This is a genomic window from Bartonella pachyuromydis, from assembly GCF_039543065.1.
GTDB classification, from domain to species: domain Bacteria; phylum Pseudomonadota; class Alphaproteobacteria; order Rhizobiales; family Rhizobiaceae; genus Bartonella; species Bartonella pachyuromydis.
In genome coordinates, this window is record NZ_BAABJA010000001.1 from 335,492 (window position 1) to 359,571 (window position 24,080).

A 24,080-nucleotide genomic window follows, 5' to 3' on the forward strand; every position below is an offset into this window, starting at 1 on the left:
GATAAGCACGTTATATTGTTTCTTATGTTTGATTCGTTTTTTTCTTTTGTGCTCTCTGATGAGTCTTTTACAAGACTGAGTGCTCTGCTTTTATTACTACTTGTATGTTTGGCATTTTTTATATTGATTTATTCTCACCGGAAAAAGGCATTTTTGGAAAGCGAAGTTGCTAAGCATGCTCGTGAAGCACAAATACAGATGGCTACCTTGCTCAAAACACAAGCTGAAATGCAAGGACGGATGCAAACGATGGCAGAAATTTTTGGTCAAAGGCAGGCTGAATTGAATAAGTCACTCAGTGAACAACTCAATGGTATGACAGCCAATTTGGGCCAAACTCTTCAGGTACAGACCAAATCGACTTATGAAAATTTAAATCGTTTGCAAGAACGTTTAGCGGTCATTGACGCCGCACAAAACAATATTCAGTCACTTACGGGACAGGTTGTTCAATTACAAGCCATTTTAAGCAATAAGCAAACGCGCGGTACTTTTGGTCAAGGACGGATGGAAGCAATTATTGCTGATGCTCTACCAACAAATGCTTATGTTTTTCAGGCAGTTCTCTCCAATGGAAAGCGGCCGGATTGTCTTATTCATATGCCGAATAAATCACCTTCCTTGGTTGTTGATGCTAAATTTCCTCTAGAGGCTTGGAATGCTATGCGTAAAGCAGCATCCACACAAGAGCGTCAAGAGGCAGAACGCCAATTTCGTAGCGATATGGAAGTTCATATTCGTGATATTGCTCAAAAATATCTTGTTCCTGGAGAAACACATGATACGGCTTTTCTCTTTGTACCATCGGAATCGATTTTTGCTACAATCTATGAGGATTTTGAGCCATTGGTACAAAAAGCCAATAAGGCACATGTGATCATTGTATCTCCGTCTTTGTTGATGTTATCCGTTCAAGTTGTACAAACCATTATGAAAGATGCGCGGATGCGTGAACAAGCGCATTTGATTCAGTCAGAAGTAGCAAAATTGATGGAAGATTTTGGACGACTGGATACTCGTGTTCGCGCATTACAAAAACATTTTTACAAAGCAGGTGAAGATATAGAGGGGATTTTAATATCATCCTCGAAAATTATGAAACGCGCTAACCGTATTGAAACTTTTCACTTAAAAGACGATAATACTGAACCAACGCAAATAACAACATCTGCTCAATCACAAACATTGCGTTTGATTGATGAGGAATAAAATAGGCTTCTTAGTCATCACAATTATCGTTATATCCTTTATAGATTGGTAATAATTTTTTGGTATTCATCTTTCATGATTTCTTCATGAGAAAAAGAGAGAATATGCGACACCTTTTGTTTTTAGGGGCATTGGTGTTTTTGTTGGAAGGGTGTGCAACAACCACCCCGATCCATACAAACAATGCTTGCGCTATTTTAGCACAAAAAGATGGTTTTTTTGATAATTGGGAAAAGGCCTCCAAAAGAGCAGAAATACGCTATGGAATTCCTATGCCTATTATTCTTGCAACCATTCAGTTAGAATCGAACTTTCGTCACAATGCACGTCCTCCACGCACAAGATTGCTTGGTTTTATTCCATGGAAGCGTCGGTCGACAGCTTATGGTTATTCTCAAGCGCTTGACAGTACATGGGCAATGTATCTTCGTTCTACGGGCAGATCTTTTGCATGGCGTACAAATTTTGCCGATGCCGCTGATTTTGTCGCTTGGTATCATCGTAAAAGTGTGGAGCGCAATGGTGTGAGATTTGATGATGCCTACAGCCTTTATTTAAATTATCATATGGGTCATGGTGCTTATGCACGCAGCCGAGGATATGCAAATGGTGCACTTGTACAGGCCGCACAGCGTATGGCAATCCTGTCTAGGCAATATGATCAACAACTAAAAGCATGTGGGCGGCGTTAGGAAGGATTACGAAAATACTGACAAGCATTAAGTCGAATTGGTAATTTACTTCAGTACAGAATTTCTCACGGGCCAAGTGATGATGGTGTGGTTTTAAAGAAATATTTCTTCACGCTTTCAAGGCGATTTCATAAATATAGCTTGTGAATGGTATGAATTGAGATCTATCTGGCAATAAAGTTTTTGTGCTTATGAAGCTGCGAGTGATAATCATTATACTATTTTTCTAGCACCTCATGTTGCCGACAGCCTTTATATTAAGGTTCTTCATAAGAAAAGGCATTTGCTCCCCTTTTTTAGTGTTTCTTATCTATATTCCAGCCTTGCGTATAACATGCCAGAAAATACGTTTATTGATTCAATATGGGAGAGGTTTGCGATGAAGGAATCTTACGATATTTAGGTTTCTCATTCGACATGCAGACGACAAATTATCATTATAAATCAGATACATTATATTAAATTTATATTGAATTAAATATCTCCCTCTGTTCAAGTAACTCTTTCAGTCTGTTTAAGAATGTGATTGAGAAATTATTATCAAAATCTTTGTTAAAAAGAAAATACAATAACAAAAGATAAAAAGTTTAATATAAAAGATTGCTAACAGAATATATAAAACAGCGACAATCAAAAAAGGCTCTCATCTTTTATAAAAGCCAAACAGCAAACTATAAAAGAAAAAGCAGATACCGTTAGATTTGATAGTCTAAAGAGATAGCACGAAGTTAAGCACAACCACATATCTTAATTAAAATAGTCTCCCATCTCTGAAGCTGGAATGATTTGCCGTCCAATTTAGCTACAAAAAAACATATCACTATAGTTTTTTTAAGAAAGATCGATAGAACTTATAAAATATCTTTTCGTAAAACAGCTTAGTGTAGAGTTACAATTTGCAGCTCATGCTCATTGGCTCCAGCAAGAGCGATAGAGCGTTCATCAGATAAAATGATTGGATAACCCGTTTCACCAAAAAGAGCCCATATTGTAATGCCTGGGGTCATTGGTGGAAGATCTGGAAAAGTTTTAGCGAGGTCATCGGTACAAACTTTTTTTAAATAAGCAATTTGTCCCATTTCAGAACAGAACATGTTCTGTAAAGAAAAACTTTGTTTATGTTCTCCCATTTCCCTATTCCTCTACGCTTTGGCTTTTATGACTTAAGCATCGCTAACTTTAATCGGAATTTGTTTTATTTGTTTTTTTGATTTTGGTTGGTGTAGATTAATTGATAAAAGACCATTTTTCAACTCTGCATTTATAACCTCCATTCCCTCGGCGAGAACAAAGGTCCGTTGAAATTGGCGCGCTGCTATACCGTGATATAAATATTGATGATTTTGACTGTCTGTTTGTTTGCCATGAATGATAAGTTGATTATCGTCGAGCAAGATATTGAGGTCATTGACTTTAAATCCAGCAACAGCCAAAGTTATACGAATATGATTTGTGTCATCATTTTTGTGTAAACGTTCAATATTGTAAGCTGGATAAGTCTCATCAGCTTTATTAATACGTCGCAATGTTTTTTCTACCGTTTCAAATCCTAACAGAAAGGGATTGGAGAAAGGCGTCACATGTGTCATTGTGAATGTCCTCTTCAAAGCGGCTTTTCTTGACCAAGCTCTATAAAAAGTGTTTTCTACATGCTTCTCATATGGCAAGTATGGATGATAACTTCAAGAGAGAAGATTGAGAGAGTTTAATGGCTCAAAAGACAAAAAAAGTGTCAAAGGCGCGAGAATCTTCTGGAACATTGTACAGGGAAGATGAAATTGAAGAAATATTTCGCCGTTTTTCTGTTCAACGCCCAACCCCTCAAAGTGATCTTATCTATACAGATGTTTTTACTCTTTTGATTGCTGTTGTTCTTTCTGCTCAAGCAACAGATATCAGTGTTAATAAAGCAACAAAAGAATTATTTCGCCTCGCGGATTGTCCGGAAAAAATGATTGCCTTAGGAGAAGAAGAAATTGCTTGCCATATTCGTACCATTGGCCTTTGGCGTGCAAAAGCGCGCAATGTTTATGCACTTTGCCGTTTTTTAATTGATCACTATGGTGGTCAAGTCCCCAATACGCGTGAAGCACTTATGTCCCTTCCTGGCGTGGGGCGTAAAACGGCTAATGTTGTTTTGAATATTGCTTTTGGTCAGCCCACGTTGGCGGTAGATACGCATATTTTACGCCTTAGCAACCGTCTTGGTTTAGCGCTTGGTAAAACGCCAGAGGTTGTTGAAGAAAAACTGCTAAAGATTATACCGGCCCATTATCTTCGTCATGCGCATCATTGGCTTATTTTACATGGGCGTTATATTTGCCAAGCACGTAAAGCACAATGTATGCAATGCATTATTGCTGATCTCTGTAAAGCAGCAATCAAAACGAATGCAATTCCAGCACCTTTGGTTGAAGTTCAAGGCAATGGGTCTCCCATTTTTTTTTGATACGCTCTTGCTATTTTGTGTATACTAGCTTATGAAATGTCTCTGGAACCGTCCGGCAGGGCATGCCGTGGCTGTTTAAATGCTTGTTCGAGCGTTGGTCCGCTTGAGTGAATGAGTTCCCACTTTAATTGAGTAGAATTAGGTGGAATAAAATAGAATTGTATGAATAAACAAATATTGTATGGAGTAGCAAAATGCCCAAGATGAAGACCAAATCATCCGCTAAAAAGCGGTTTAAAATCACTGCGTCAGGCAAAGTTAAAGTAGCAGCTGCTGGTAAACGCCACGGCATGATTAAACGTTCGAATAAATTTATTCGCGATGCACGTGGGACAATGGTTTTGAGTGAACCAGATGCTAAAAAAGTTGTTCAATATTATTTGCCAAATGGTTTTTAAACCTTACGCTTTTGATTTTTAGGAGAGTATTACATGGCACGTGTAAAAAGAGGTGTAACAGCGCACGCTAAACACAAAAAAGTTTTGAAACAGGCTGAAGGTTTTTATGGTCGTCGTAAAAATACCATTCGTGCCGCTAAGGCAGCAGTTGATCGTTCGAAGCAGTACGCTTATCGTGATCGTAAAAATAGGAAACGTAATTTCCGTGCTTTGTGGATTCAGAGAATTAATGCGGCGGTTCGCGCAGAAGGTTTAACTTATGGGCGCTTTATTGATGGCTTATCAAAAGCGGGTATTGAGGTTGATCGTAAAGTTCTTTCAGATATAGCAATTCATGAAAAGGTTGCATTTTCTGCTTTGGTTGCTTCTGCAAAGAAGGCTTTGGAATATTTGAAAGACACAACGCCTAATGCTTTTGAAGGCGCTGTCAAATAAGCCGGTCGTGTTCTCTTAACGCATTCATTTATTTGGGATCCCGTACTGGTTGTTGCGAGTGCGGGATTTTTTCTATTCAAAAACAGTAGGCGAAAATATGAGCGACATTGAGCGTTTGGAACAAGAAATTTGTTTAGCTTTAGAGGGGGCTCGCGATGAACAAGCGCTTGAAGCAGTGCGTATCGCAGTGTTAGGCAAAAAAGGCAGTATTTCCGAAAAATTAAAAGCATTAGGGAAGATGGATGCTGAGGAGCGCCAAAAAGTTGGGCCAGCTCTTAATGGCTTAAAAAATCGCATTGTAGAATTATGGTCTCAAAGACGCAATCTTCTAAAACGCCAAGCAATAGATGCGCGTCTGTCTCGTGAAACAGTTGATGTTACTTTACCTGTGCGTTCTTCGCCTATGGAACGGGGGCGTATACATCCTATCTCACAGGTTATTGAGGAAATTATAGCTATTTATACAAAAATGGGTTTTTCTCTTGCAGAGGGTCCAGATATTGAAACAGATTATTATAATTTTACGGCATTGAATTTTCCTGAAGGTCATCCAGCGCGCGAAATGCACGATACTTTCTTTTTTGATGTTGATAAAACAGGAGAGCGGAAATTATTGCGCACCCATACATCCCCTGTACAAATTCGTACCATGGAAAAGCAAAAGGCTCCGATACGCATTATTATTCCTGGGAAAACCTATCGTATGGATTCAGATGCAACGCATTCTCCAATGTTTCATCAGGTAGAAGGACTTGTTATTGATAAAACCTCTACGATTGCACATATGATGTGGCTTCATGAAACTTTTTGTAAGGCTTTTTTTGAAGTTCCCTCTGTCAAGATGCGTTTTCGCCCTTCTTTTTTTCCTTTTACCGAACCATCTATGGAAGTCGATATTCAATGTGATCGTTCTGGTTCGGAAGTAAAATTCGGGGAAGGGCAGGATTGGCTGGAAATCTTAGGATGCGGAATGGTTCATCCTCATGTGTTAAAGAATGTTGGTTTAGATCCCGATGAGTATCAGGGTTTTGCATGGGGCATGGGCATTGATCGCATTGCTATGTTGAAATACGGTATGCCTGATTTACGGGCGTTTTTTGATGCTGATCTGCGTTGGTTAGATCATTATGGCTTTCGCTGTTTTGATATGCCTGCTTTTTTTCCTAATTTAACAAATGTGTGATCTTGTAAGAAGCTTTGATGTGAGGTTTAAAAATGAAAATTACATTGTCGTGGATACAAGATCACTTAGAAACAGATGCATCTTTAGATGAAATTTGTGAGAAGCTAACGGCTATAGGTCTTGAGGTTGATTATGTTGATGACCGTTCTTCTTTAAAAGCTTTTGTCATTGCGAAAGTTTTAACGGCAGTAAAACATCCTGATGCAGATAAACTTCAGATTTTATCGGTAGATACAGGGTCTGGTACACCTCTACAAGTTATCTGTGGGGCACCAAATGCACGTGCTGGGCTTGTGGGTGTTCTTGCTTTACCAGGCACTTATGTACCAGGACTTGATGTGACATTATCGATAGGTAAAATTCGCGGTGTTGAAAGTTTTGGGATGATGTGTTCGGAGGCTGAGCTTGAATTATCAGGTGAACAGGATGGGATCATCGAGCTGCCAGAAGATGCACCGATTGGGGAATCTTTTGCGGTTTACGCCGGTTTAGATGATCCGATTATTGATATTAGTTTGACTCCTAATCGTTCTGATTGCACGGGTGTTCGCGGCATTGCCCGTGATCTTGCTGCTACTGGAATTGGAAAATTAAAGGAATTATCCTTACCACAACTCGATGCGAGCTTTGAGACATCATTGGATGTTTCTTTAGATTTTTCGCAAAGTGCGCCATTATGTTTAGGTTTTGCTTGGCGTGAAGTGTGTGATGTTCAAAATGGTGCCTCACCGCAATGGATGCAACAGCGCTTAAATGCCATAGGTTTAAGACCGATTAATGCGCTGGTTGATATGACCAATTACATCATTTTTGATCTTGGTCGTCCGCTTCATGTTTTTGATGCTGATAAGATTAAAGGCAATTTGCATGTACGTTGTGCACGGGAAGGGGAACAGCTTCAAGCGCTTAATGGAAAAACCTATCATTTGAGTGTGAAAGATTGTGTCATTGCCGATGAAGAAGGGGTTGTTTCCATTGCTGGTATCATGGGTGGTGAGCGAACGAATTGTGATGAGACGACACGACGCGTTATTATTGAGTCAGCGCTTTGGGATGCGCAGAGTATTGCGCAAACGGGTCGCGCATTAGGTCTTATCAGTGATGCTCGTTATCGGTTTGAACGAGGTGTTGATCCTGCTTTTATGGAAACAGGGCTTGAAATTGCAACAGAATTCGCTTTGGGCCTTTGCGGTGGTAAAATATCAAAAAAGAGGACTGTTGGTTATCAGCAACCAGAAATTAAACAGATTGCTTTTCCTTTTTCTGAAATTAAACGTTTAACAAATTTGCCAATAGAGCGTGAACAAGCTGTCATTATTTTAACAAAGCTTGGCTTTTGTGTTGAAGGAAAAGGAGATGTGGTTACGGTTAAAGTGCCGACATGGCGCCCTGATATTGCTGGTAAAGCCGATTTAGTAGAAGAGGTAATGAGGATTTATGGGCTAGATAAAATTAAGCCTATTCCATTGGAACATTTTACAGAAAACAAAGGTCCAATTTTAACAATTTCTCAACTTCGTGCGCGTGTTGCACGTTTGGTTTTAGCACATCGTGGTATGAAGGAGGCTGTCACTTGGTCTTTTATTTCTGAAAATCAGGCGCTAGCTTTTGGAGGTGGTCAAGCAAAGCTCAAATTAGTAAATCCTATTTCTGCTGATATGTCCGTTATGCGTCCTTCTCTTTTGCCTGGTTTGTTGGTGGCAGCGCAGCGCAATGCTGATCGTGGTTTTCCAGATCTTGCTTTGTTTGAAGTTTCCAATATCTATGAAAGTGATACTCCTGATAAACAACACCGTGTCGTTGGTGGTATTCGTCGTGGAACAGAACACTTTGAAGGGGCAGGACGCTTTTGGGATGGAAATGCAAAAGTCGTTGATATTTTTGGTGCAAAAGCCGATGCATTGGCTGTTTTAGAAGCATGTGGTATAGAGAGTGGCAAGCTACAAATTGAAGTTGGAGCACCTGATTGGTATCATCCTGGCCGTTCGGGGGTCATAAAGCTTGGATCAAAGATTGTCCTTGGTTTTTTTGGTATTTTTCATCCTGCTACATTGGAAAAATTAGATGTCAGTGGCCCTGTCTGTGGTTTTGAAATTTTTCTTGATCAAATTCCAGAGTCAAAGAAAAAAACAACAAAAAGTCGTCCTCCATTGAAATTATCGCCTTTCCAAATGGTGCGGCGTGATTTTGCCTTTATCGTTGATAAAACAGTTACTTCTTCTCTTATCGTGCGTGCTGCGAGCGGGGCGGATAAAAAGCTTATTCATTCTGTACAGGTTTTTGATGTTTTTGAAGATTCAAGCCTTGGTGAAGATAAAAAATCTGTTGCCATTGAAGTAACTCTTCAACCCATGGAACGGACTCTTACGGATAAAGATCTAGAAGGTCTTGCCTTGAAAGTAGTAGAGAATGTTACAAAGATGACAGGCGCATATTTGCGTTGTTGATATTTTCATTTTTTCTTGGACAATTCTTATGAATTGGGAGCACTTTTAAATGCTCCCTTTTTTGCATTCAAGAACGATAGAGCTTCTGGAAAAGGGATTTCCCTATCAATGCATGCTCACTTTAAATCATCAAGATTTTCAAGGTGAAAAAGACTGTTTTAAACATCTTGAAAAGTTATTATTTCTAATAATCCTTCATTGCAAATGTAAAAGATAACTGCTATTGCTAAATGATAATGCAAATTATTCGCAATAAATAGAGGGCATATGAAAGAAAGAGAGAAGCAATGAACATAAGAAGGTTTTTCGCTATAGTTTTTGGAAGTGTTGTTTTATTTACCCCTAATTTTGCTTTGTGTGCTGATAAATTTAAAGCTGTTACAACATTTACTATTATTGCTGATATGGCGCGCAATGTAGCAGGTGATGTCGCTGATGTTGAATCAATCACGAAACCAGGTGCTGAAATTCATGAATATCAACCAACACCTCGTGATCTTATGCGCGCGCAAGGAGCAAACCTTATATTTTGGAATGGATTAGAGTTAGAGCTTTGGTTTGAAAAGTTTTTTCAAAACATCAAGGATATTCCAAGTGTGGTTGTTTCAAAAGGTGTCGTACCCATTACAATTGGTGAAGGTCCCTTTAGTGGCAAGCCAAATCCTCATGCTTGGATGTCACCAACTTCTGCTCTGATCTACGTTGATAATATTCGCGATGCTTTTGTAAAATATGATCCTGAGCATGCTGCTATTTATAAAGAAAATGCGGAAATTTATAAGCAGAAGATTCGTGCAACGATTGATCCAATCAGGTCTGCGTTAGAAGCAGTACCGCAAGATAAGCGTTGGCTTGTAACTAGTGAGGGTGCATTTAGCTATTTAGCGCGTGATTTTGATTTAAAAGAACTCTATTTATGGCCCATTAATGCTGATCAGCAAGGAACACCACAACAGGTTAAGCATGTTATTGATATGGTTCGTAAATACGATATCCATGCCGTCTTTTCTGAAAGCACGATCTCTCCTGCACCTGCTAAACAAGTTGCCAGGGAAACAGGAGCTCAATATGGTGGTGTGCTTTATGTTGACTCTCTGAGTGAGAAAAATGGTGAAGTACCGACCTATATCGATTTATTACGCGTCACAACTGGACGTATTAGCAATGCCTTATTAGAGGGAGTAAAAATCCAATGACGGGATCTGGAATATTTGCCCAAGGGGTGACGGTAACTTATCATAATGGACATACAGCTTTACGAGAAGTAAATTTTGAAAGCCCAACAGGTTCTATTACGGCATTAGTTGGCGTGAATGGATCAGGTAAATCAACGTTATTTAAAGCTATTATGGGGTTTGTACGCCCTTCAAAAGGGAAAATTCGTATGTTTGGTTTGCCCGTTGATACGGCTTTGAAAAAAAACCTTATTGCTTATGTTCCCCAGAGTGAGGATGTTGATTGGAATTTTCCTGTTCTGGTTGAAGATGTTGTTTTGATGGGGCGGTATGGTCATATGAATTTCTTTCGCTATGCACGAACACGAGATTATGAAGCTGTTCGTGTCGCATTAGAACGGGTTGATATGTTGGCATTTGCCAAGCGCCAAATTGGCGAACTTTCTGGTGGGCAGAAAAAGCGTGTTTTTCTAGCACGTGCTCTTGCCCAGCAAGCTAAAGCGATTTTATTAGATGAACCATTTACAGGGGTTGATGTCACAACAGAAGATAAAATCATTGCTTTGTTACAAGATCTTCGTAAAGAAGGAGCGGTGATATTAGTTTCTACGCATAACTTAGGTTCTGTTCGTGAATTTTGTGACCACACGGTTTTAATTAAGGGAACAGTTTTGGCTTCTGGGTTAACTGAAACCGTCTTTACAAAGGAAAATCTGGAGAAAACCTTTGGTGGTGCTTTGCATCATCATATTTTTGATCTTCAAGGTGTGAGCACAGGTGATGGTTTCATGGGGGACAAACGCTCTGTCGTTCATGAGAATATTCAAAGAATGGAGCATGTTGCATGATTTCTTGGTTGCTTGAACCACTGAGCTATCAGTATATGGTTAATGCGATGTGGGTTTCTGGGTTAGTTGGGTGTGTTTGTGCCTTTCTTTCTGCTTTTTTGATGTTAAAAGGTTGGTCGCTTATTGGTGATGCGCTTTCTCATTCGATTGTTCCTGGTGTCGCAGGGGCTTACCTTTTAGGGTTACCTTTTTCGCTTGGAGCTTTTTTTTCTGGTGGACTTGCTGCAGCAGCGATGCTGTTTTTTAATCAACGGACAAAACTAAAAGAAGATACGATTATTGGTCTCATTTTTTCTTCCTTTTTTGCTTTTGGGTTGTTTCTTAAATCATTAAAGCCAATGGCTGTGAATATTGATACAATCGTTTTAGGAAATATTTTAGCAGTCAGTTCATCAGATATTATACAATTGGCCTTTATTGGTTTTTTCTCTTTATTTATCTTGCTTTTAAAATGGAAAGATCTTCTTGTTTCTTTATTTGATGAAACGCATGCGCGTGCCATTGGATTAAACGTAAAGTTTTTAAAGATTCTCTTTTTCACGTTGCTTGCCGCCTGTACTGTTGCTGCTATGCAAACAGTTGGAGCATTCTTGGTGATTTGCCTTGTTGTGACGCCTGGAGCAACAGCTTATCTTTTAAGTGATCGCTTTATAAATGTTTTGGTCATAGCAGTTATAATTGGGACATTTACAAGCGTATTAGGTGTTTATGTGAGTTACTTTTTAAATGCACAAACAGGTGGTGTTGTTGTGCTGTTTCAAGCATTTTTGTTTATGTTAGCTTTTATTTTTGCTCCTAAACATGGGTTTATTGCTGCACGTTTGCGTATAAATGCGGCCAAAAAAGGTATGATATTGTCATGATGGATCAATTACTACTTCCTTTTCAGTTTTCTTTTATGTTGAAAGGCATGCTTATTGTTGTGATCCTTTCTGTTCCTATGGCGATGCTTTCTTGTTTTCTTATTTTGAAGGGATGGGCGCTGTTAGGTGATGCCATTTCTCATGCTGTTTTTCCTGGTGTTGTTGTTGGTTATATGACAACGCCATGGGTGATAGCATTTTTGACTTCTTTACCATTTGCTTGGCTTCAGCATATGCGTTCAGAAAATATCACCATGACTTTGATTACTTGCGGTGCTTTCGTTGCGGGTATGGTTTGCGCGCTTGCAACAGGTTTTTTAGGGAGCAATAGCCGGATCAAACAGGATACAGTGATGGGTGTTGTTTTTTCATCGATGTTTGGTTTAGGGCTTGTTTTGGCAACATCTATCTATAGCAGTTTAGATTTGAATCATATTCTATTTGGTAATTTATTGGGTGTTAACTGGCTTGATATTACACAGACAGCAATTATTTCTGCTCTTGTTACTTTTATTTTAGGAGCAAAATGGCGCGATTTTATGCTGTATATTTTTGATTCCGTTCAAGGTCGTGCAATGGGATTGCGGATATCGTTACTTCACTATACCCTTTTAACAATGATTTCTCTTACGATTGTTGCAGCTTTGAAAGCTGTTGGCATTGTTCTGGTTATTTCTTTACTCATAGCACCAGGAGCAATTGCTTATCTTATTACGAAGCGGTTTTCTTTTATGTTGGTGATTGCTATACTTGTTGCAGCTTTTTCTGGTTTTTTAGGAATTTATCTCAGTTTGTTTATTGGTTCTGATTCTGCTTCTACGATCGTATTGATTTTGACATTGATTTTTATTGCGATTTCCATGTCAGTTTTTTTTCGTCGCGCTGCGGTTCAGGAAATTTGAGGTTGCTAAAGTTCATGCATATCAGCCATGCATTTTTGTGTATTGTCTCTTATGTTTGTTTTAAATAGAAAGCACCCCGCTAGGTTATTTTCCTCCTAACATCTAGCGAATGAATGCAGTATGTATTCTCCCCCCCCCCAACACTGCATTCATAATTAAGAGGCTGCATTGAGTTATTCTGCAGCCTTTTTATTTTTTATTTTTCTAAAAATTTATTCATATTTCTTGAAAATTTAAAAATGATCATCATATTGCGTAAGCTGTTTTTGCTTTAGAAGAAGATATTGAAGAAAATACACTTGCGAGTAAAGTAATATAAATGATTGTGCTCTAGAGCGTGCAAAAAGCAGGAAAATATGGAGAGAAATAGTACGAGAGGATGAAAAAAGATTTTAAAATATCTCACCCTTTGCGTATTTGCTATTATGTAACAGGTTGGGCAATGATTATATTGGCAATTATTGGTATAATACTGCCTATTATGCCAACTGTGCCATTTTTATTAATTGCTTCATGGTGTTTTGCGCGTTCATCGCCACGTTTTCATCGTTGGCTGAATAATCACCGCATTTTTGGCCCACCCATTAAGCAATGGGAAGAAAAGAGAGCCATTTCTACATTTGTGAAAGTTTTGGCACTGGTAAGTATAGCAGGTGGTTTTTTATCTTTTTTAGTGATAACGCATCCTGCTTTGTGGATTGCTTTATTGGTTGCTGCAGTTTTACTGTTTATTGTTTTTTATATTATAACCCGTCCATCCTCATAATGAGAGAAAGTAAAGGACTTATAAACCGAGAAGTTTTTTGATTTTCGCAGGTTTGTGAGAGTTATATGATAGTTTTTTGACTCCAAAATTTGAGGGAATGCTTATATAATAAGGATATCTATAAGAGAATGCTTTTAGGACAATTTATGATAAGATAACATGGGGGTAAAATAATTGTATGAAAAAAAGATTATCTGCAAATACCTTATAACTCAATATGCGTAAAATATCTTGATAAGAAATGAGAGCTACGTTCATAGGTGAGTATTTTTGCAAATCAATGGTAACACAATCTACATTCACCCTATCCATCAATGATGCACTTTATACTCTTTTAGTTTTCAATATTTTCTATGAATAGTATGACGAGAGCTCTTTTAAGCATCATCATTTTTTATTTATAAAGTAACAGATCATCTATTATCTGAAGGTTGTGCTCGTGTTATATGTATTTTACCTTACAGAGAGTTCAGACAAAGTAATCAAGTCTTTTTTCAAAAAGTTTTTATGCATAGATTCATTCTTTTTATGACATACAAGTAATAGATTTTTTATATAATGACAAACACTTGAAATAAGAAATTGTTTTACGTTGTATTCTCATTCCAAACAGGGAATTATCATGATAATCAATATAATCATTTTTTAAGTTAGCGAGAAGCTAAGTTTTTATAGATCTCGCAATACGTTTTTCATTGCCAAAAAAGTTGATATAACGCTGTATTTCTTTCGGATCACCGATAGTTTTCTCGGGATTATCTGAAAGTTTTACGGCTGGTTGACCATTGGCCTTGGTGACTTTACAAACAAGGGACAGGGCATCAAAAGTTACAATTTCTTGTGGGGAACAGCCTGAAAAATCATTTGTCAAGTCTGTTCCCCAGCCAAAACTCATGCGCACTCTTCCATGGAAGTGGTGATAGGTTTTTTCAATTGTATCAACATCAAGTGCATCGGAAAAAATCAATAATTTTTCATGTGGATCTTTTCCCTTTTCTTTCCACCAGTTAATAATGCGTTCACCTCCCTCAATAGGTGGAGCACTGTCAGGTCGAAAACCCGTCCAGTCAGATACCCAATCTGGTGCATTGCGCAAAAATGCTTCTGTACCAAAGGTATCTGGTAAAACAATAAGAAGATTTCCACCATAATAACGGTTCCAATCTTGCAAGACTTGATAGGGTGCTCTACGTAAATCATTATCATTGTTGGCAAGAGCAGCAATGACCATGGGTAATTCATGGGCATTGGTTCCAAGAGCTTCTAAATCTGTATCCATGGCTAAAAGAACATTAGAAGTTCCAGTAAAAGAATTACCAATACCCTCTTTTAATGCTTCAATACACCAGCGTTGCCATAAAAAAGAATGGCGACGCCTTGTACCAAAATCAGATATTTTAATATCAGGTAATTTTTTTAGGCGTTCAACTTTACTCCACATTTTTGCTTTAGCGCGTGCATAAAGCACATCGAGAGCAAAACGATCGAGGTTTTTCATAGCGGCACGTGAACGCAATTCACTGATAATAGCAAGAGCGGGGATTTCCCACATGGAGCTATGAGCCCACGGACCATGAAAATGAAGGATATATTGGCCATCTTTGCGGGTAAGTTCATATTCTGGGAGTTGAAAGTTTTCAAGCCAATGAAGAAAATCTGGTTCGAAAATTTGTTTACGCCCATAAAATGTATTACCAGCAAGCCAAATCATTTCTTTTTTCGTAAAGCGCAAGCTCAAGGCGTGATCAAGTTGGGCACGCAGTTCACCCTCATCAATATCATCGGCAAGACGTATTGTTTTGCTGCGGTTTATCAGGGAGAAGGTAACATTGACATGAGGATAAAGCCCCCAGATCATTTGTACCATAAGAAGTTTATAAAAATCCGTATCAAGCAATGAACGAATAATAGGATCGAGTTTCCAAGTATGATTATAAACACGCCTCGCAATATCTGGATGATTCATAACCCTCGTTCTTTCAATCTCATAGAATATAAAATTATTGTGCTCCAATAAAATACATATAAGAACTATAACAACTCTAAGGTTTTGGGCAAGAATAAAAAAGCCTTTTATCTTTTCTGTTTTGAGGATTTAAGTGTGCGTATGATTTCATGTTTTCCCATTTTTTCCAACTTTATTCCTGCTTGAACATGAGCATATTTTTTACCATCAACACGAAGCATATTTTCAGCTCCCCATTTTACGGTAATGGTATAAATGGCATCATAAAATTTCATTTTTGCTTCATATTTTGGCCATGAAGAAGGTAAATGTGGCTCTAAGAATAATTGGTCATCTTGACGATTAATCCCAAGAATGGCTTGTGTTGCAGCGCGGTAGAACCAGCCTGCCGAACCTGTATACCATGTCCAACCACCTTGCCCACGATATGGTTCAACGGCGTAAATATCTGCAGCCATCACATAAGGTTCAACGCGATAAATTTCAGGATTTTTCCCATGAGTAATTGGGTTAATCGCAGAAAATAAAGCATAAGCTTTATCGTTTTCATTCATTTGAGCAAGTGCCAAAATGCTCCAAACAGCAGCATGTGTATATTGGCCGCCATTTTCTCGAATACCTGGAGGATAACCTTTTATATAACCGGGTTCGAGAGTTGTTTTATCAAAAGGTGGCCAGAAAAGGCGTATAAGACTGCCTTTTTCATCATACAGCTGTTCAAGCATTGATGCCATTGCTTGTTTTTGGCGCTCAAGCGATGCCATTTTTGAAATAACAGCCCAAGATTGAGCAATGGTATCAATTTTACATTCATCATTGATTTGAGAGCCGAGAGGCGTTCCATCATCAAAATAACCACGCCGATACCAAGCACCATCCCAACCATTTTCTTCTAAGGACGTAGTTAAACGTTCAAGATATGCACTCCATGTTGCAACACGGGTGTTATCATTCCTTTTTTGGGCAAGGGGGATAAATGCTTGTAGTGTAGTACCAAGAAACCATCCCAACCACGTGCTTTCACCTTTGCCTTGTGCGCCTACCAAATTCATACCATCATTCCAATCACCACACAAAATAAGGGGGAGTCCATGTGATCCACAGCGTCTGATGGCAAGATCTAAAGCCAAAGCACAATGTTCATAAAGTGTTGCGACCTTTAAGGATTGTATGGGCTTAAAATAAGCGTCTTGTTGTTCATTGTTAAGAGAATCTCCTTCAATAAAAGCAATAGGAGTATCAAGAAATATGCTATCACCAGTGGTGTTGACATAAAGTGCTGTTCCATAGGCAAGCCAAACAATATCATCAGAAATACGTGTGCGAACACCAGCATTTGTATCGGGCAACCACCAATGTTGTACATCGCCTTCGAGAAATTGGTGTGCTGCGGCGTTTAACAATTGTTCACGTGCGATTTGTGGGTTTAATAATAACAAAGACAAGCTGTCTTGCAACTGATCGCGAAAGCCAAATGCACCACTTGCTTGATAAAAGGCAGCGCGTGCCCTCATGCGGCAAGCGTAAATTTGATAAGGAAGCCAATGATTGACCATAAGATCAAAAGAGGGATCAGGTGTTTTAACTTGGAATGAGGAAACAAAATCATCCCATTGCTGTTTTTGTTGTGTGAGCAGAATTTCAAAATCACTTGCACGCACTTTGTCTAGTAAATTTTCCGCTTCTTGCCTATTTTCAGCACTGCCAAGATAGAAAATGATTTCTTTTGTTTGCCCTGGGAGAAGATCAATATCGTAGGAAAATGCTGAACAGGGATCACACCCTGCTTCAACTGTATTTGAAAGAGTATCTGCTTTACGGATTGCGTGAGGATGTATCACTGTTCCCGTTAGACCGATAAATTCAGTGCGATCAGTAGTCGTACTTGTTGGTAATTGGGAAGCAGATAAAAATGCTACTTGTTGCCATTTGTCGATGTGGTAGGGATTTTGGATAAAATGTGCACCACGCATAAGATCATAACAGGGGAGTATGAAAGGTGCATATTTTGTACGGGCATTGCCTAAAACCCATTCAACATAATTGTAAAGGCGTAGACGACGTGTTTTTTCTCCGTTATTTTTGAGGGTAAGGCGTGAAAGACGCACTGGTTTTTCTGGATAGAGTGTATGGGTGAGCTCTAAGGTGATCTCCGCATGCGTGGATTTAAAGGTTGAAAATCCAAAACCATGGCAAGCTTCATAAACAATATTTTCATCACATTCAACGGCCGAAACGGGTGAGAACCGTTTTAAAGAAAGACGGTCTACAAGATAAAGTGCCTCTCCTGGGCGGTTAGAAATGGGATCATTACTCCAAGGGGTTAGGTGATAATCACGGCTATTGTTTGCCCAAGTAAAAATTGCACCTTCAGCAGAGACATGGAAGCCAAAGCTTTTATGAGCAATAACGTTGATCCATGGATGTGGTGTGGTCGTATGCCCATGAAGACGTATCACATAATGATTATGATGATTAAATCCACCATAACCATTCCAATATTTCAGATCATTTCCATCAATGGGGAGAGGTGAAGCTTTTTGTTGACCGATAAGACCAAGAGAAGCAAAGAGGCTTTGCTCCGTGGATGTTATGCTTTGTTTTTCTTCGTTGTGTTTTGGATCATTTAATTGATAACGGGATTCTTGATGAATCTTACAGATGGTGAGATCAAAGTCATTATTGTCAAGTTGTTTGAGTTGTTCAGACAAAGAGCCGTTTTGCGCATCAAGAATAATGCGAGCTGAAGCAAGAAGCGTTTTAAAGCTCTGTTCATTCATTTGATCACGCCGAAGTATGAAAATATGTTGGCGTTCATCTACATCGTGAGTATGGTGGCGATAAGATTCGCATACCCATTCAATAGCATATTGGGTATTTTGTATGTAGGAAAATGCTTGTTCATTAAGTATGACGAGATCGACAATAAGCCCACGCATACGCCAATATTCATGTGCTTTAAGAAGCTCATGGAGGACAGCGATGTCTCCTTCATTATCTAATCTGAGAAGGCAGAGAGGAATGTCTCCTGAAAGCGACATTGGCCAAAGATCAGATTGTTTGCCAAGATTTTCTTCTAATTTTTTGGGAGAAAGACGCCATGTTCGATCAAGATAGATAAGTGGTGTTGCATATTTTTGATAGGTAATAGCTTCTTTAGGATCGATGCCACTTTGATATAGTGAGACTTGTGAGCGTGTCCATGCCATTGAAAATTCTTGCTGGAATATATTAGGTTGCTGATAATGTTTGACATAATTATGTAGTGTTTCTTTTTCATAAGCAGCAAAAGTCCAAAAAATGAGTTCAGCTTTTTCATATGCTGGAATTTTTATACGGCAACGCAGTGAGATAATTGGATCAAGAACACAACCTTGACTGTTACTAAAATGCGCATTGTGGTCAAATGCAGCAGGCCGATGAATAGATCGTCCCCGACCAATAAATAAAGAGCGATCCGTTTCAGCATCTGTTTCTTGAATGTCATCTGTTATACCAGTAACAAAATGGGCAATGTGGATTTCAGGATCATGGGGAGAGCGTTTGCGCCTCTTGGCAAAAATTGTTCTTCTCCTGTTAGCAATTTCTGTTTCTATAAACATCCGCGAAAAAGCAGGATGTGCTTGATCTGCATCCATTGTTGCAAGGGCGAGTTCACCATAAGAGGTTACTTCAATGATACGGTCTTTGTTTGTTGTATTAATAAGTTGAAGACGTCTCCCTTCCCCGCACCCTTCAGAGGTAATAAGACATTCAAGTGTTGATTTGATACCATCAACCATTTTTATATATTCAGCTTTTTCATCTGTAAAAATGCAGACTGCTTCTTCTCCCACAATGCGTGTTGGCTCACCAGTCACAGACCACCAACGGCCACTATCTGTATCACGCAGAAAGAACAAAGTCCCTTGTTGATCTTCTGTCGCATCGGGAATAAAGCGCGTAATCGCATAGTCATGCCAACGGCTGTAACCAGAACCATTGGCTGTCAACATTGTAGAATAGGAACCATGAGATAAAAGCAAAGTTTCACGTGGTTTAAGCAGTGGGTCTTTTATAATGCGCAAAGGAGCTTCATTGAATTCTCGACAATTATTGCGCATGCGATGAATAACTTTGCTATGAATGATAGGAATTTGATGTGGTGCTCTTTCCTGTAATAAAAATTGAATTGCTTCAACGATTGGGTCACGGTGAAAAAGATCACGCATTCGCCCTTGAAAAATAACATTGTTGATAGCAATAATAGACATGCCATGATGATGCGCATAATAATTGCGTACCACAGCGTATTTTTCTCCTGTTTTCACGCGTGAGGGGGTAAAATCAAGAGAATCGTAATAACCATATGTTCCTAAAGCTCCAAGATCACGGAGATGTTTTAAATTGGTCACGGTTTGTTCAGGAACATATTGTGCTGCTAAAAGACTAGCATAGGGAGCAATAACGGTATTGCGTGAAAGACCACGTTGAAGCCCGAGGCTTGGAACACCAAAATGAGCATATTGGTAATTCATTAACTGATCGCGAGCGTTAAATGCTGCTTCTGAAATGCCCCAAGGTAATCCACGTTTAGAGGCGTATTGTATTTGACCATGAATAATCAGTCGATTGGTTTGATCGAGGAGAGATCCCAAAGGTTCGTGCATAATAAGGGATGGCATGAGATATTCGAACATGGAGCCAGACCATGATAGCAATGCACCTTTCCAACCAATGGGGACGAGGAGTCGACCAAGATGAAACCAATGTTTTACTTTTATATCGCCTTTTGCGATAGCAAAAAGGCTTGCAAGGCGCGCTTCTGAGGCGAGTAAATCATAACAATTTTCATCGAGTTTATTTTCTTGAACACGATATCCAATGGACAAAAGATGCCGTTTAGGATTCTCTAAAAAATCAAATTTCATATCCAAGGCTATTTGCCTTGTTTTGACAGCTAACCTATTCAATTCATTTGATAATTTTTCACTATCATAATCATAACAAGCATCGTAATGATAGGCATCACAGGTTTCTAAAAGGCATTTTGCCCAAGAGAGTGTTTGAGCGGATTTTGTTGTTTGAACTTTTTGATGAAGTTCATCTATTAATTGCATAAGATCACGAGCAATTAGCGATAAGTTCGTAAGCTGAGAAGTGATAGTGTTTGGTGTTTCTATAACAGTATGAATACAGTGATCAAAATTGGCGATGCGTTTTTCGATTTGTTGACGTAAGGGATGCAAAATGGGTTGAGTATTTGGAATTTCTTTGAAAGTTTCGGCAAGAATAGCATAAACATCACACAAACCTGTGCGATTACTTTGAATAAAAACATGAGGTTTTTCAGCCCATTCCCTTAAGGCTGAAGCAAGGGTCAGTAAATGACCAGCAAGATTTCCTGAATCAACAGTTGATACATAAGTGGGCAAGAGAGGTTTGAGTGTATCTGTTTCATACCAATTATAAAGATGCCCACGGAATTTTTCCATTTTTTCAAGAGAGCTTAATGTACATTCAATGCGGGAAATAGTTTCTTTACAACTAATCCAACCAAAGTCACGTGCAGCAACAACAGAAAGAAGATAAAGTCCAATATTCGTAGGGGATGTGCGTTGTGCAATCAGAGGTTCTGGATCTTCTTGAAAATTATCGGGGGGCAAATAATTGCTTTGGGCATTGACAAAGGTTGCATAATAAAACCATGTCCGTCGTGCAATAGATCGCAGAGTTTTTTTATCTTCAGAAGAACCATGAAGGGTATCTTGAAATGTTGAAGGTTGACTGACAATCCAAGAAATCAAGGGAGAAAAAAACCATACAAGTCCAAAAGGTAAAGCAATAAAGCTTGTAGAACTGTGAGAAAAGAGAGGCAGTGTTATGGCAAGAACACCAATAAGTGCTGCTGGCCACATTGTAAGGATATAAAAGCCAAGACTGTTAGGAATAGATTTTGTTGCTGCAGAAGTTTTCCATTCAAGAAGATACTGTTTTGAGATCGCCATGCGATAAAGTGTTCGGATAATCGCATCGGTCATAAAATAAGCTGAATGAGCAAGAAGTGTAATTTTAAGAAATATATTTGTACCTGTCAGGGTCATTTTATTCAAAATTAATTGGAAATACCCACGCAAAGAATAATCAATATTGGATGAAACAAGCGTTTGTAATATACTTAAAATTGGTGAAATGAAGAGACTAAAGAACAAAAATGTTTGCCAAGCAATTGCACTTTTTAACGGTAAAAGAGACCATCCTGCGAAGGCAGCAATGAGCCACATAAGTGGTGTAAGGGAACGGCGCAGATTATCTTGCATTTTCCAACGTGTCATAGGGCTAATTTGATGAGGGAAAAAGAGATAAGGTAAAAGTTGCCAATCCCCGCGAATCCAACGATGATAACGTGCAACATCCACATTATAAGCTATTGGATAATCCTCAATCACTTCTACATCGCTCACAAATGCAGTATGTGCATACCCTCCTTCTAAAAGGTCATGACTAAGAACAGTATTTTCTTTAATTTTACCATCAAGTGCTTGTTGAAATGCATCAATATGATAAAGACCTTTGCCAATAAAAGTTCCTTCTCCTAAAAGATCTTGATAGGTATCAGAGACAGCAAAAACATAAGGATCAATACCGCGATTGGTAGAAAAAGCCCGTTGCAAAATTGATGTTTCATTTCCTGTGGTAAGAGAAGGCGTAATACGGGGTTGTAAAATGCTATAGCCTTTTACAATCTTTTTATGATATGGATCAAAAGTGGGGTAGTTGAGCGGATGGTTAAGTTTTCCAACAAGTTTTGTGACACATTCAGGGGTCAGGCGTGTATCTGAATCCAGTGTCATAACAAAACGACAATCCATGGGAAGATGTGGGTTAGGGGGATAAAAGCTGGTGTTTTTATCTCCTCTTAATAACAGATTGAGTTCATGAAGCTTCCCACGCTTTCGCTCCCATCCCATCCAGCATTTTTCACTGGTATTATAAAGGCGCCGACGGTGTAAAAGGAAAAAAAGGGGGATATCATCACGATGATAACGGGAATTAAGTTTATCGATACTCTTTTGTGCATAGTGCAACAAATCAAGATCATCTTGCGTTTTCTCTAAATGAGAGTCAATCCAATCTGTGATAAGTGCAAAATGGATGGCGCCTTTGGGATTGGAAAGATAGTGTACTTCAAGATTGTGCACTTGTTCATCAATATATCCGCGTGAGGTGATTAAAGTAGGTACAACGACCATTGTGCGTGCATGTTCTGGAATTCCCTCTTTATATTCATAACCAATAAGATGTTTTGAGGGAATAATCCATGAAACAACAGTGTTGAAGAAAGCAAAAGCAGCATCCATAGCAGGAAATAGCGCTAATACAGTAAAAAGGAGAGATAGCCATGGTGTTTCAGACGCTTGTAAGAGAGTGTATACTGCAAGCAAAAAAGCAAGTGTTAGAAAAGAGACAGGAATGGCAATGATGCTTATCTTTGAGTAGTAAAAAGATCCTACCCATTTTATAAGCAAAGGTGGGGTATAGCCACATGCTTTTTCAAAATGATGCCTTCCATCACCGACGAGATACCACCCAACAGAAGAGTGAAGAGGTGTCTTTTCAGAAGGAGAAAGTGCTATTTCTATAGCTTTGCGTGCAACTTCCTGTTCATTAAGGGGCGAAAAGCGTGTAATTTTTTCAATTACTTGTCGATAAATATTGCGTGATTGAGCATCAATTTCAGAAAAATCACTATTTTTATGTAAAATAGAGTCTACAGAACTAACAGTTTCAAACCATATTGTCCAATCAACATCACCAAGTTTTTTAAGGGTACGGACAATATTGCTCATGGTGACACCATCTGCTGCTTGGCGCGTATGTTCTTCGGCTGTGGCAATTTCTAGGCTACTGCCTTGGCTTTGTAATTGCTGTTCAAGCCAATTTAATGCAGTTGTTGAATCAACAGATGCACTGCGCAGACGATAGAATAAATGGGCTGAAAAGCTTGGATAAGCAGTGAATGGTGCATAATGCGTGAAAAGAATATGTAATTTTGTTTCATTATCGGCGAGGGAAATTTTATTAGCGGCTTTATGGGCAAGATGGCGCATAGTGCGTGTTTGTTCAATACGCAATGAAAGACGGCGGACATTTTCAATGAGCAACATCTGTATCACAGAAGGAAGTGCCCATAATTCACCAATTTTAAGAGGACAAATTTCTTGAAATCCATGGATCATAGCCGTGAGTGTTTTTTGTGAAAATCTGCTGTCAGTATGGGCAATATAAAGCCAAGCTAAAGCAAAGATACGCGGTATGTCTGTCCTTTGTTTATAAAGGGGAAGTTGTTTGATGAAGGATTTAGATAGGTTACGGCGTAGCTGTTGTATCGTTTTGTCAATGGTATAATGATTATCAAGGAGCCATTGAGCAGATGGTGGCATGGTTTCATCATTTCGAGCAGCAATATCACAGGTTTGAAATGCATGGAGAATGAGTTTAGCATTTTTATTTAATCGCTTATGAAAATTATTTTCTCCTTTATATTCAGGAAGGCGGATTTCTTTTTTAGAAGCTATATCATAGCCTAATTTATAAAGTTCATCCTGCGATTTATAAGTTGAACGAAGAGGAGTATTGCTTTGATTCAGATGATAGATTTTTGTTTGCTGAGAAAAGAAATACTTTATGAAAGATATTGTGAATGCCATATTATTACTATTCAATCATGTGGTTCCTTTGTATTTAATAGGCTGTAAGCATTTTAT

16 protein-coding genes are annotated in these 24,080 nt (G+C 38.8%); 12 read left to right on the forward strand and 4 right to left on the reverse strand.

From position 1 onward, the window contains the following. The first annotated feature begins 24 nt into the window (after positions 1 to 24). On the forward strand, positions 25 to 1,209 hold the full coding sequence (locus ABD917_RS01435; RefSeq protein WP_345118303.1) for a DNA recombination protein RmuC: 1,185 nt from the start codon (positions 25 to 27) through the stop codon (positions 1,207 to 1,209). Positions 1,210 to 1,313: 104 nt separating this feature from the next. Then, on the forward strand, positions 1,314 to 1,901 hold the full coding sequence (locus tag ABD917_RS01440; protein ID WP_345118304.1) for a transglycosylase SLT domain-containing protein: 588 nt from the start codon (positions 1,314 to 1,316) through the stop codon (positions 1,899 to 1,901). Positions 1,902 to 2,779: 878 nt separating this feature from the next. Here the strand turns inward: ABD917_RS01440 and ABD917_RS01445 are convergent. Both ABD917_RS01445 and ABD917_RS01450 read right to left on the reverse strand, forming a co-directional pair. Beyond that, positions 2,780 to 3,031 carry a BQ00720 family protein gene (locus ABD917_RS01445; protein ID WP_345118305.1) on the reverse strand — a complete coding sequence of 84 codons (252 nt, stop codon included), beginning with the start codon at positions 3,029 to 3,031 and terminating at the stop codon, positions 2,780 to 2,782. Positions 3,032 to 3,064: 33 nt separating this feature from the next. After that, entirely contained in the window at positions 3,065 to 3,490 is a 426-nt protein-coding gene (locus ABD917_RS01450; RefSeq protein ID WP_345118306.1) for an Hsp20 family protein, read from the reverse strand. Positions 3,491 to 3,609: 119 nt separating this feature from the next. Between ABD917_RS01450 and nth the strand changes: the two genes are divergently transcribed. The 10 genes from nth (at position 3,610) to ABD917_RS01500 (ending at position 13,367) form a co-directional block, all read left to right on the forward strand. Further along, positions 3,610 to 4,350: an endonuclease III gene (gene nth, locus ABD917_RS01455; RefSeq protein WP_345118307.1), complete on the forward strand. Its 741-nt coding sequence runs from the start codon at positions 3,610 to 3,612 to the stop codon at positions 4,348 to 4,350. A gap of 194 nt (positions 4,351 to 4,544) precedes the next feature. Beyond that, positions 4,545 to 4,748, forward strand: coding sequence for a 50S ribosomal protein L35 (gene rpmI / locus ABD917_RS01460; RefSeq protein WP_345118308.1), 204 nt, complete (start codon positions 4,545 to 4,547; stop codon positions 4,746 to 4,748). A gap of 33 nt (positions 4,749 to 4,781) precedes the next feature. Then, positions 4,782 to 5,183: a 50S ribosomal protein L20 gene (gene rplT, locus ABD917_RS01465; protein ID WP_345118309.1), complete on the forward strand. Its 402-nt coding sequence runs from the start codon at positions 4,782 to 4,784 to the stop codon at positions 5,181 to 5,183. Between the two features lie 97 nt (positions 5,184 to 5,280). Beyond that, positions 5,281 to 6,366 (forward strand): phenylalanine--tRNA ligase subunit alpha, encoded by a 1,086-nt coding sequence (pheS, locus tag ABD917_RS01470; protein ID WP_345118310.1) that lies wholly within the window; start codon positions 5,281 to 5,283, stop codon positions 6,364 to 6,366. 32 nt (positions 6,367 to 6,398) lie between these two features. Then, positions 6,399 to 8,813, forward strand: coding sequence for a phenylalanine--tRNA ligase subunit beta (gene pheT, locus ABD917_RS01475; RefSeq protein WP_345118311.1), 2,415 nt, complete (start codon positions 6,399 to 6,401; stop codon positions 8,811 to 8,813). 287 nt (positions 8,814 to 9,100) lie between these two features. Further along, positions 9,101 to 10,009, forward strand: coding sequence for a metal ABC transporter substrate-binding protein (locus tag ABD917_RS01480; protein ID WP_345118312.1), 909 nt, complete (start codon positions 9,101 to 9,103; stop codon positions 10,007 to 10,009). Further along, complete coding sequence (locus ABD917_RS01485) at positions 10,006 to 10,836, forward strand: manganese/iron ABC transporter ATP-binding protein (protein ID WP_345118313.1); 831 nt, start codon at positions 10,006 to 10,008, stop codon at positions 10,834 to 10,836. Before ABD917_RS01480 ends, ABD917_RS01485 begins: the two co-directional genes overlap by 4 nt. Further along, entirely contained in the window at positions 10,833 to 11,699 is an 867-nt protein-coding gene (locus ABD917_RS01490) for a metal ABC transporter permease (RefSeq protein WP_345118314.1), read from the forward strand. The genes ABD917_RS01485 and ABD917_RS01490 overlap by 4 nt, the downstream gene beginning before the upstream one ends. Beyond that, positions 11,696 to 12,601 carry a metal ABC transporter permease gene (locus ABD917_RS01495; protein WP_345118315.1) on the forward strand — a complete coding sequence of 302 codons (906 nt, stop codon included), beginning with the start codon at positions 11,696 to 11,698 and terminating at the stop codon, positions 12,599 to 12,601. The genes ABD917_RS01490 and ABD917_RS01495 overlap by 4 nt, the downstream gene beginning before the upstream one ends. Before the next feature lie 379 nt (positions 12,602 to 12,980). After that, a complete protein-coding gene (locus tag ABD917_RS01500; RefSeq protein WP_345118316.1) occupies positions 12,981 to 13,367 on the forward strand; it encodes a YbaN family protein in 387 nt (128 codons plus the stop codon). A 661-nt stretch (positions 13,368 to 14,028) separates the two neighbouring features. Here ABD917_RS01500 and pncB read toward each other — a convergent pair. Continuing rightward, the gene (pncB, locus tag ABD917_RS01505; RefSeq protein WP_345118317.1) at positions 14,029 to 15,333 is read right to left on the reverse strand and encodes a nicotinate phosphoribosyltransferase; all 1,305 of its coding nucleotides are present in this window, start codon (positions 15,331 to 15,333) and stop codon (positions 14,029 to 14,031) included. 107 nt (positions 15,334 to 15,440) lie between these two features. Then, positions 15,441 to 24,023 (reverse strand): glycoside hydrolase family 94 protein, encoded by an 8,583-nt coding sequence (locus ABD917_RS01510; RefSeq protein WP_345118391.1) that lies wholly within the window; start codon positions 24,021 to 24,023, stop codon positions 15,441 to 15,443. Positions 24,024 to 24,080: the final 57 nt, after the last annotated feature.

Excerpts from the sequence above, each read along its gene's own strand:
- pheS (WP_345118310.1), top strand. The coding sequence starts at position 5,281 with ATGAGCGACATTGAGCGTTTGGAACAAGAAATTTGTTTAGCTTTAGAG.
- rplT (WP_345118309.1), top strand. The coding sequence starts at position 4,782 with ATGGCACGTGTAAAAAGAGGTGTAACAGCGCACGCTAAACACAAAAAA.
- ABD917_RS01450 (WP_345118306.1), bottom strand. The coding sequence starts at position 3,490 with ATGACACATGTGACGCCTTTCTCCAATCCCTTTCTGTTAGGATTTGAA.
- ABD917_RS01490 (WP_345118314.1), top strand. The coding sequence starts at position 10,833 with ATGATTTCTTGGTTGCTTGAACCACTGAGCTATCAGTATATGGTTAAT.
- ABD917_RS01500 (WP_345118316.1), top strand. The coding sequence starts at position 12,981 with ATGAAAAAAGATTTTAAAATATCTCACCCTTTGCGTATTTGCTATTAT.
- ABD917_RS01440 (WP_345118304.1), top strand. The coding sequence starts at position 1,314 with ATGCGACACCTTTTGTTTTTAGGGGCATTGGTGTTTTTGTTGGAAGGG.
- ABD917_RS01435 (WP_345118303.1), top strand. The coding sequence starts at position 25 with ATGTTTGATTCGTTTTTTTCTTTTGTGCTCTCTGATGAGTCTTTTACA.
- ABD917_RS01495 (WP_345118315.1), top strand. The coding sequence starts at position 11,696 with ATGATGGATCAATTACTACTTCCTTTTCAGTTTTCTTTTATGTTGAAA.
- ABD917_RS01510 (WP_345118391.1), bottom strand. The coding sequence starts at position 24,023 with ATGGCATTCACAATATCTTTCATAAAGTATTTCTTTTCTCAGCAAACA.
- pheT (WP_345118311.1), top strand. The coding sequence starts at position 6,399 with ATGAAAATTACATTGTCGTGGATACAAGATCACTTAGAAACAGATGCA.
- rpmI (WP_345118308.1), top strand. The coding sequence starts at position 4,545 with ATGCCCAAGATGAAGACCAAATCATCCGCTAAAAAGCGGTTTAAAATC.
- ABD917_RS01485 (WP_345118313.1), top strand. The coding sequence starts at position 10,006 with ATGACGGGATCTGGAATATTTGCCCAAGGGGTGACGGTAACTTATCAT.
- ABD917_RS01480 (WP_345118312.1), top strand. The coding sequence starts at position 9,101 with ATGAACATAAGAAGGTTTTTCGCTATAGTTTTTGGAAGTGTTGTTTTA.
- ABD917_RS01445 (WP_345118305.1), bottom strand. The coding sequence starts at position 3,031 with ATGGGAGAACATAAACAAAGTTTTTCTTTACAGAACATGTTCTGTTCT.
- pncB (WP_345118317.1), bottom strand. The coding sequence starts at position 15,333 with ATGAATCATCCAGATATTGCGAGGCGTGTTTATAATCATACTTGGAAA.
- nth (WP_345118307.1), top strand. The coding sequence starts at position 3,610 with ATGGCTCAAAAGACAAAAAAAGTGTCAAAGGCGCGAGAATCTTCTGGA.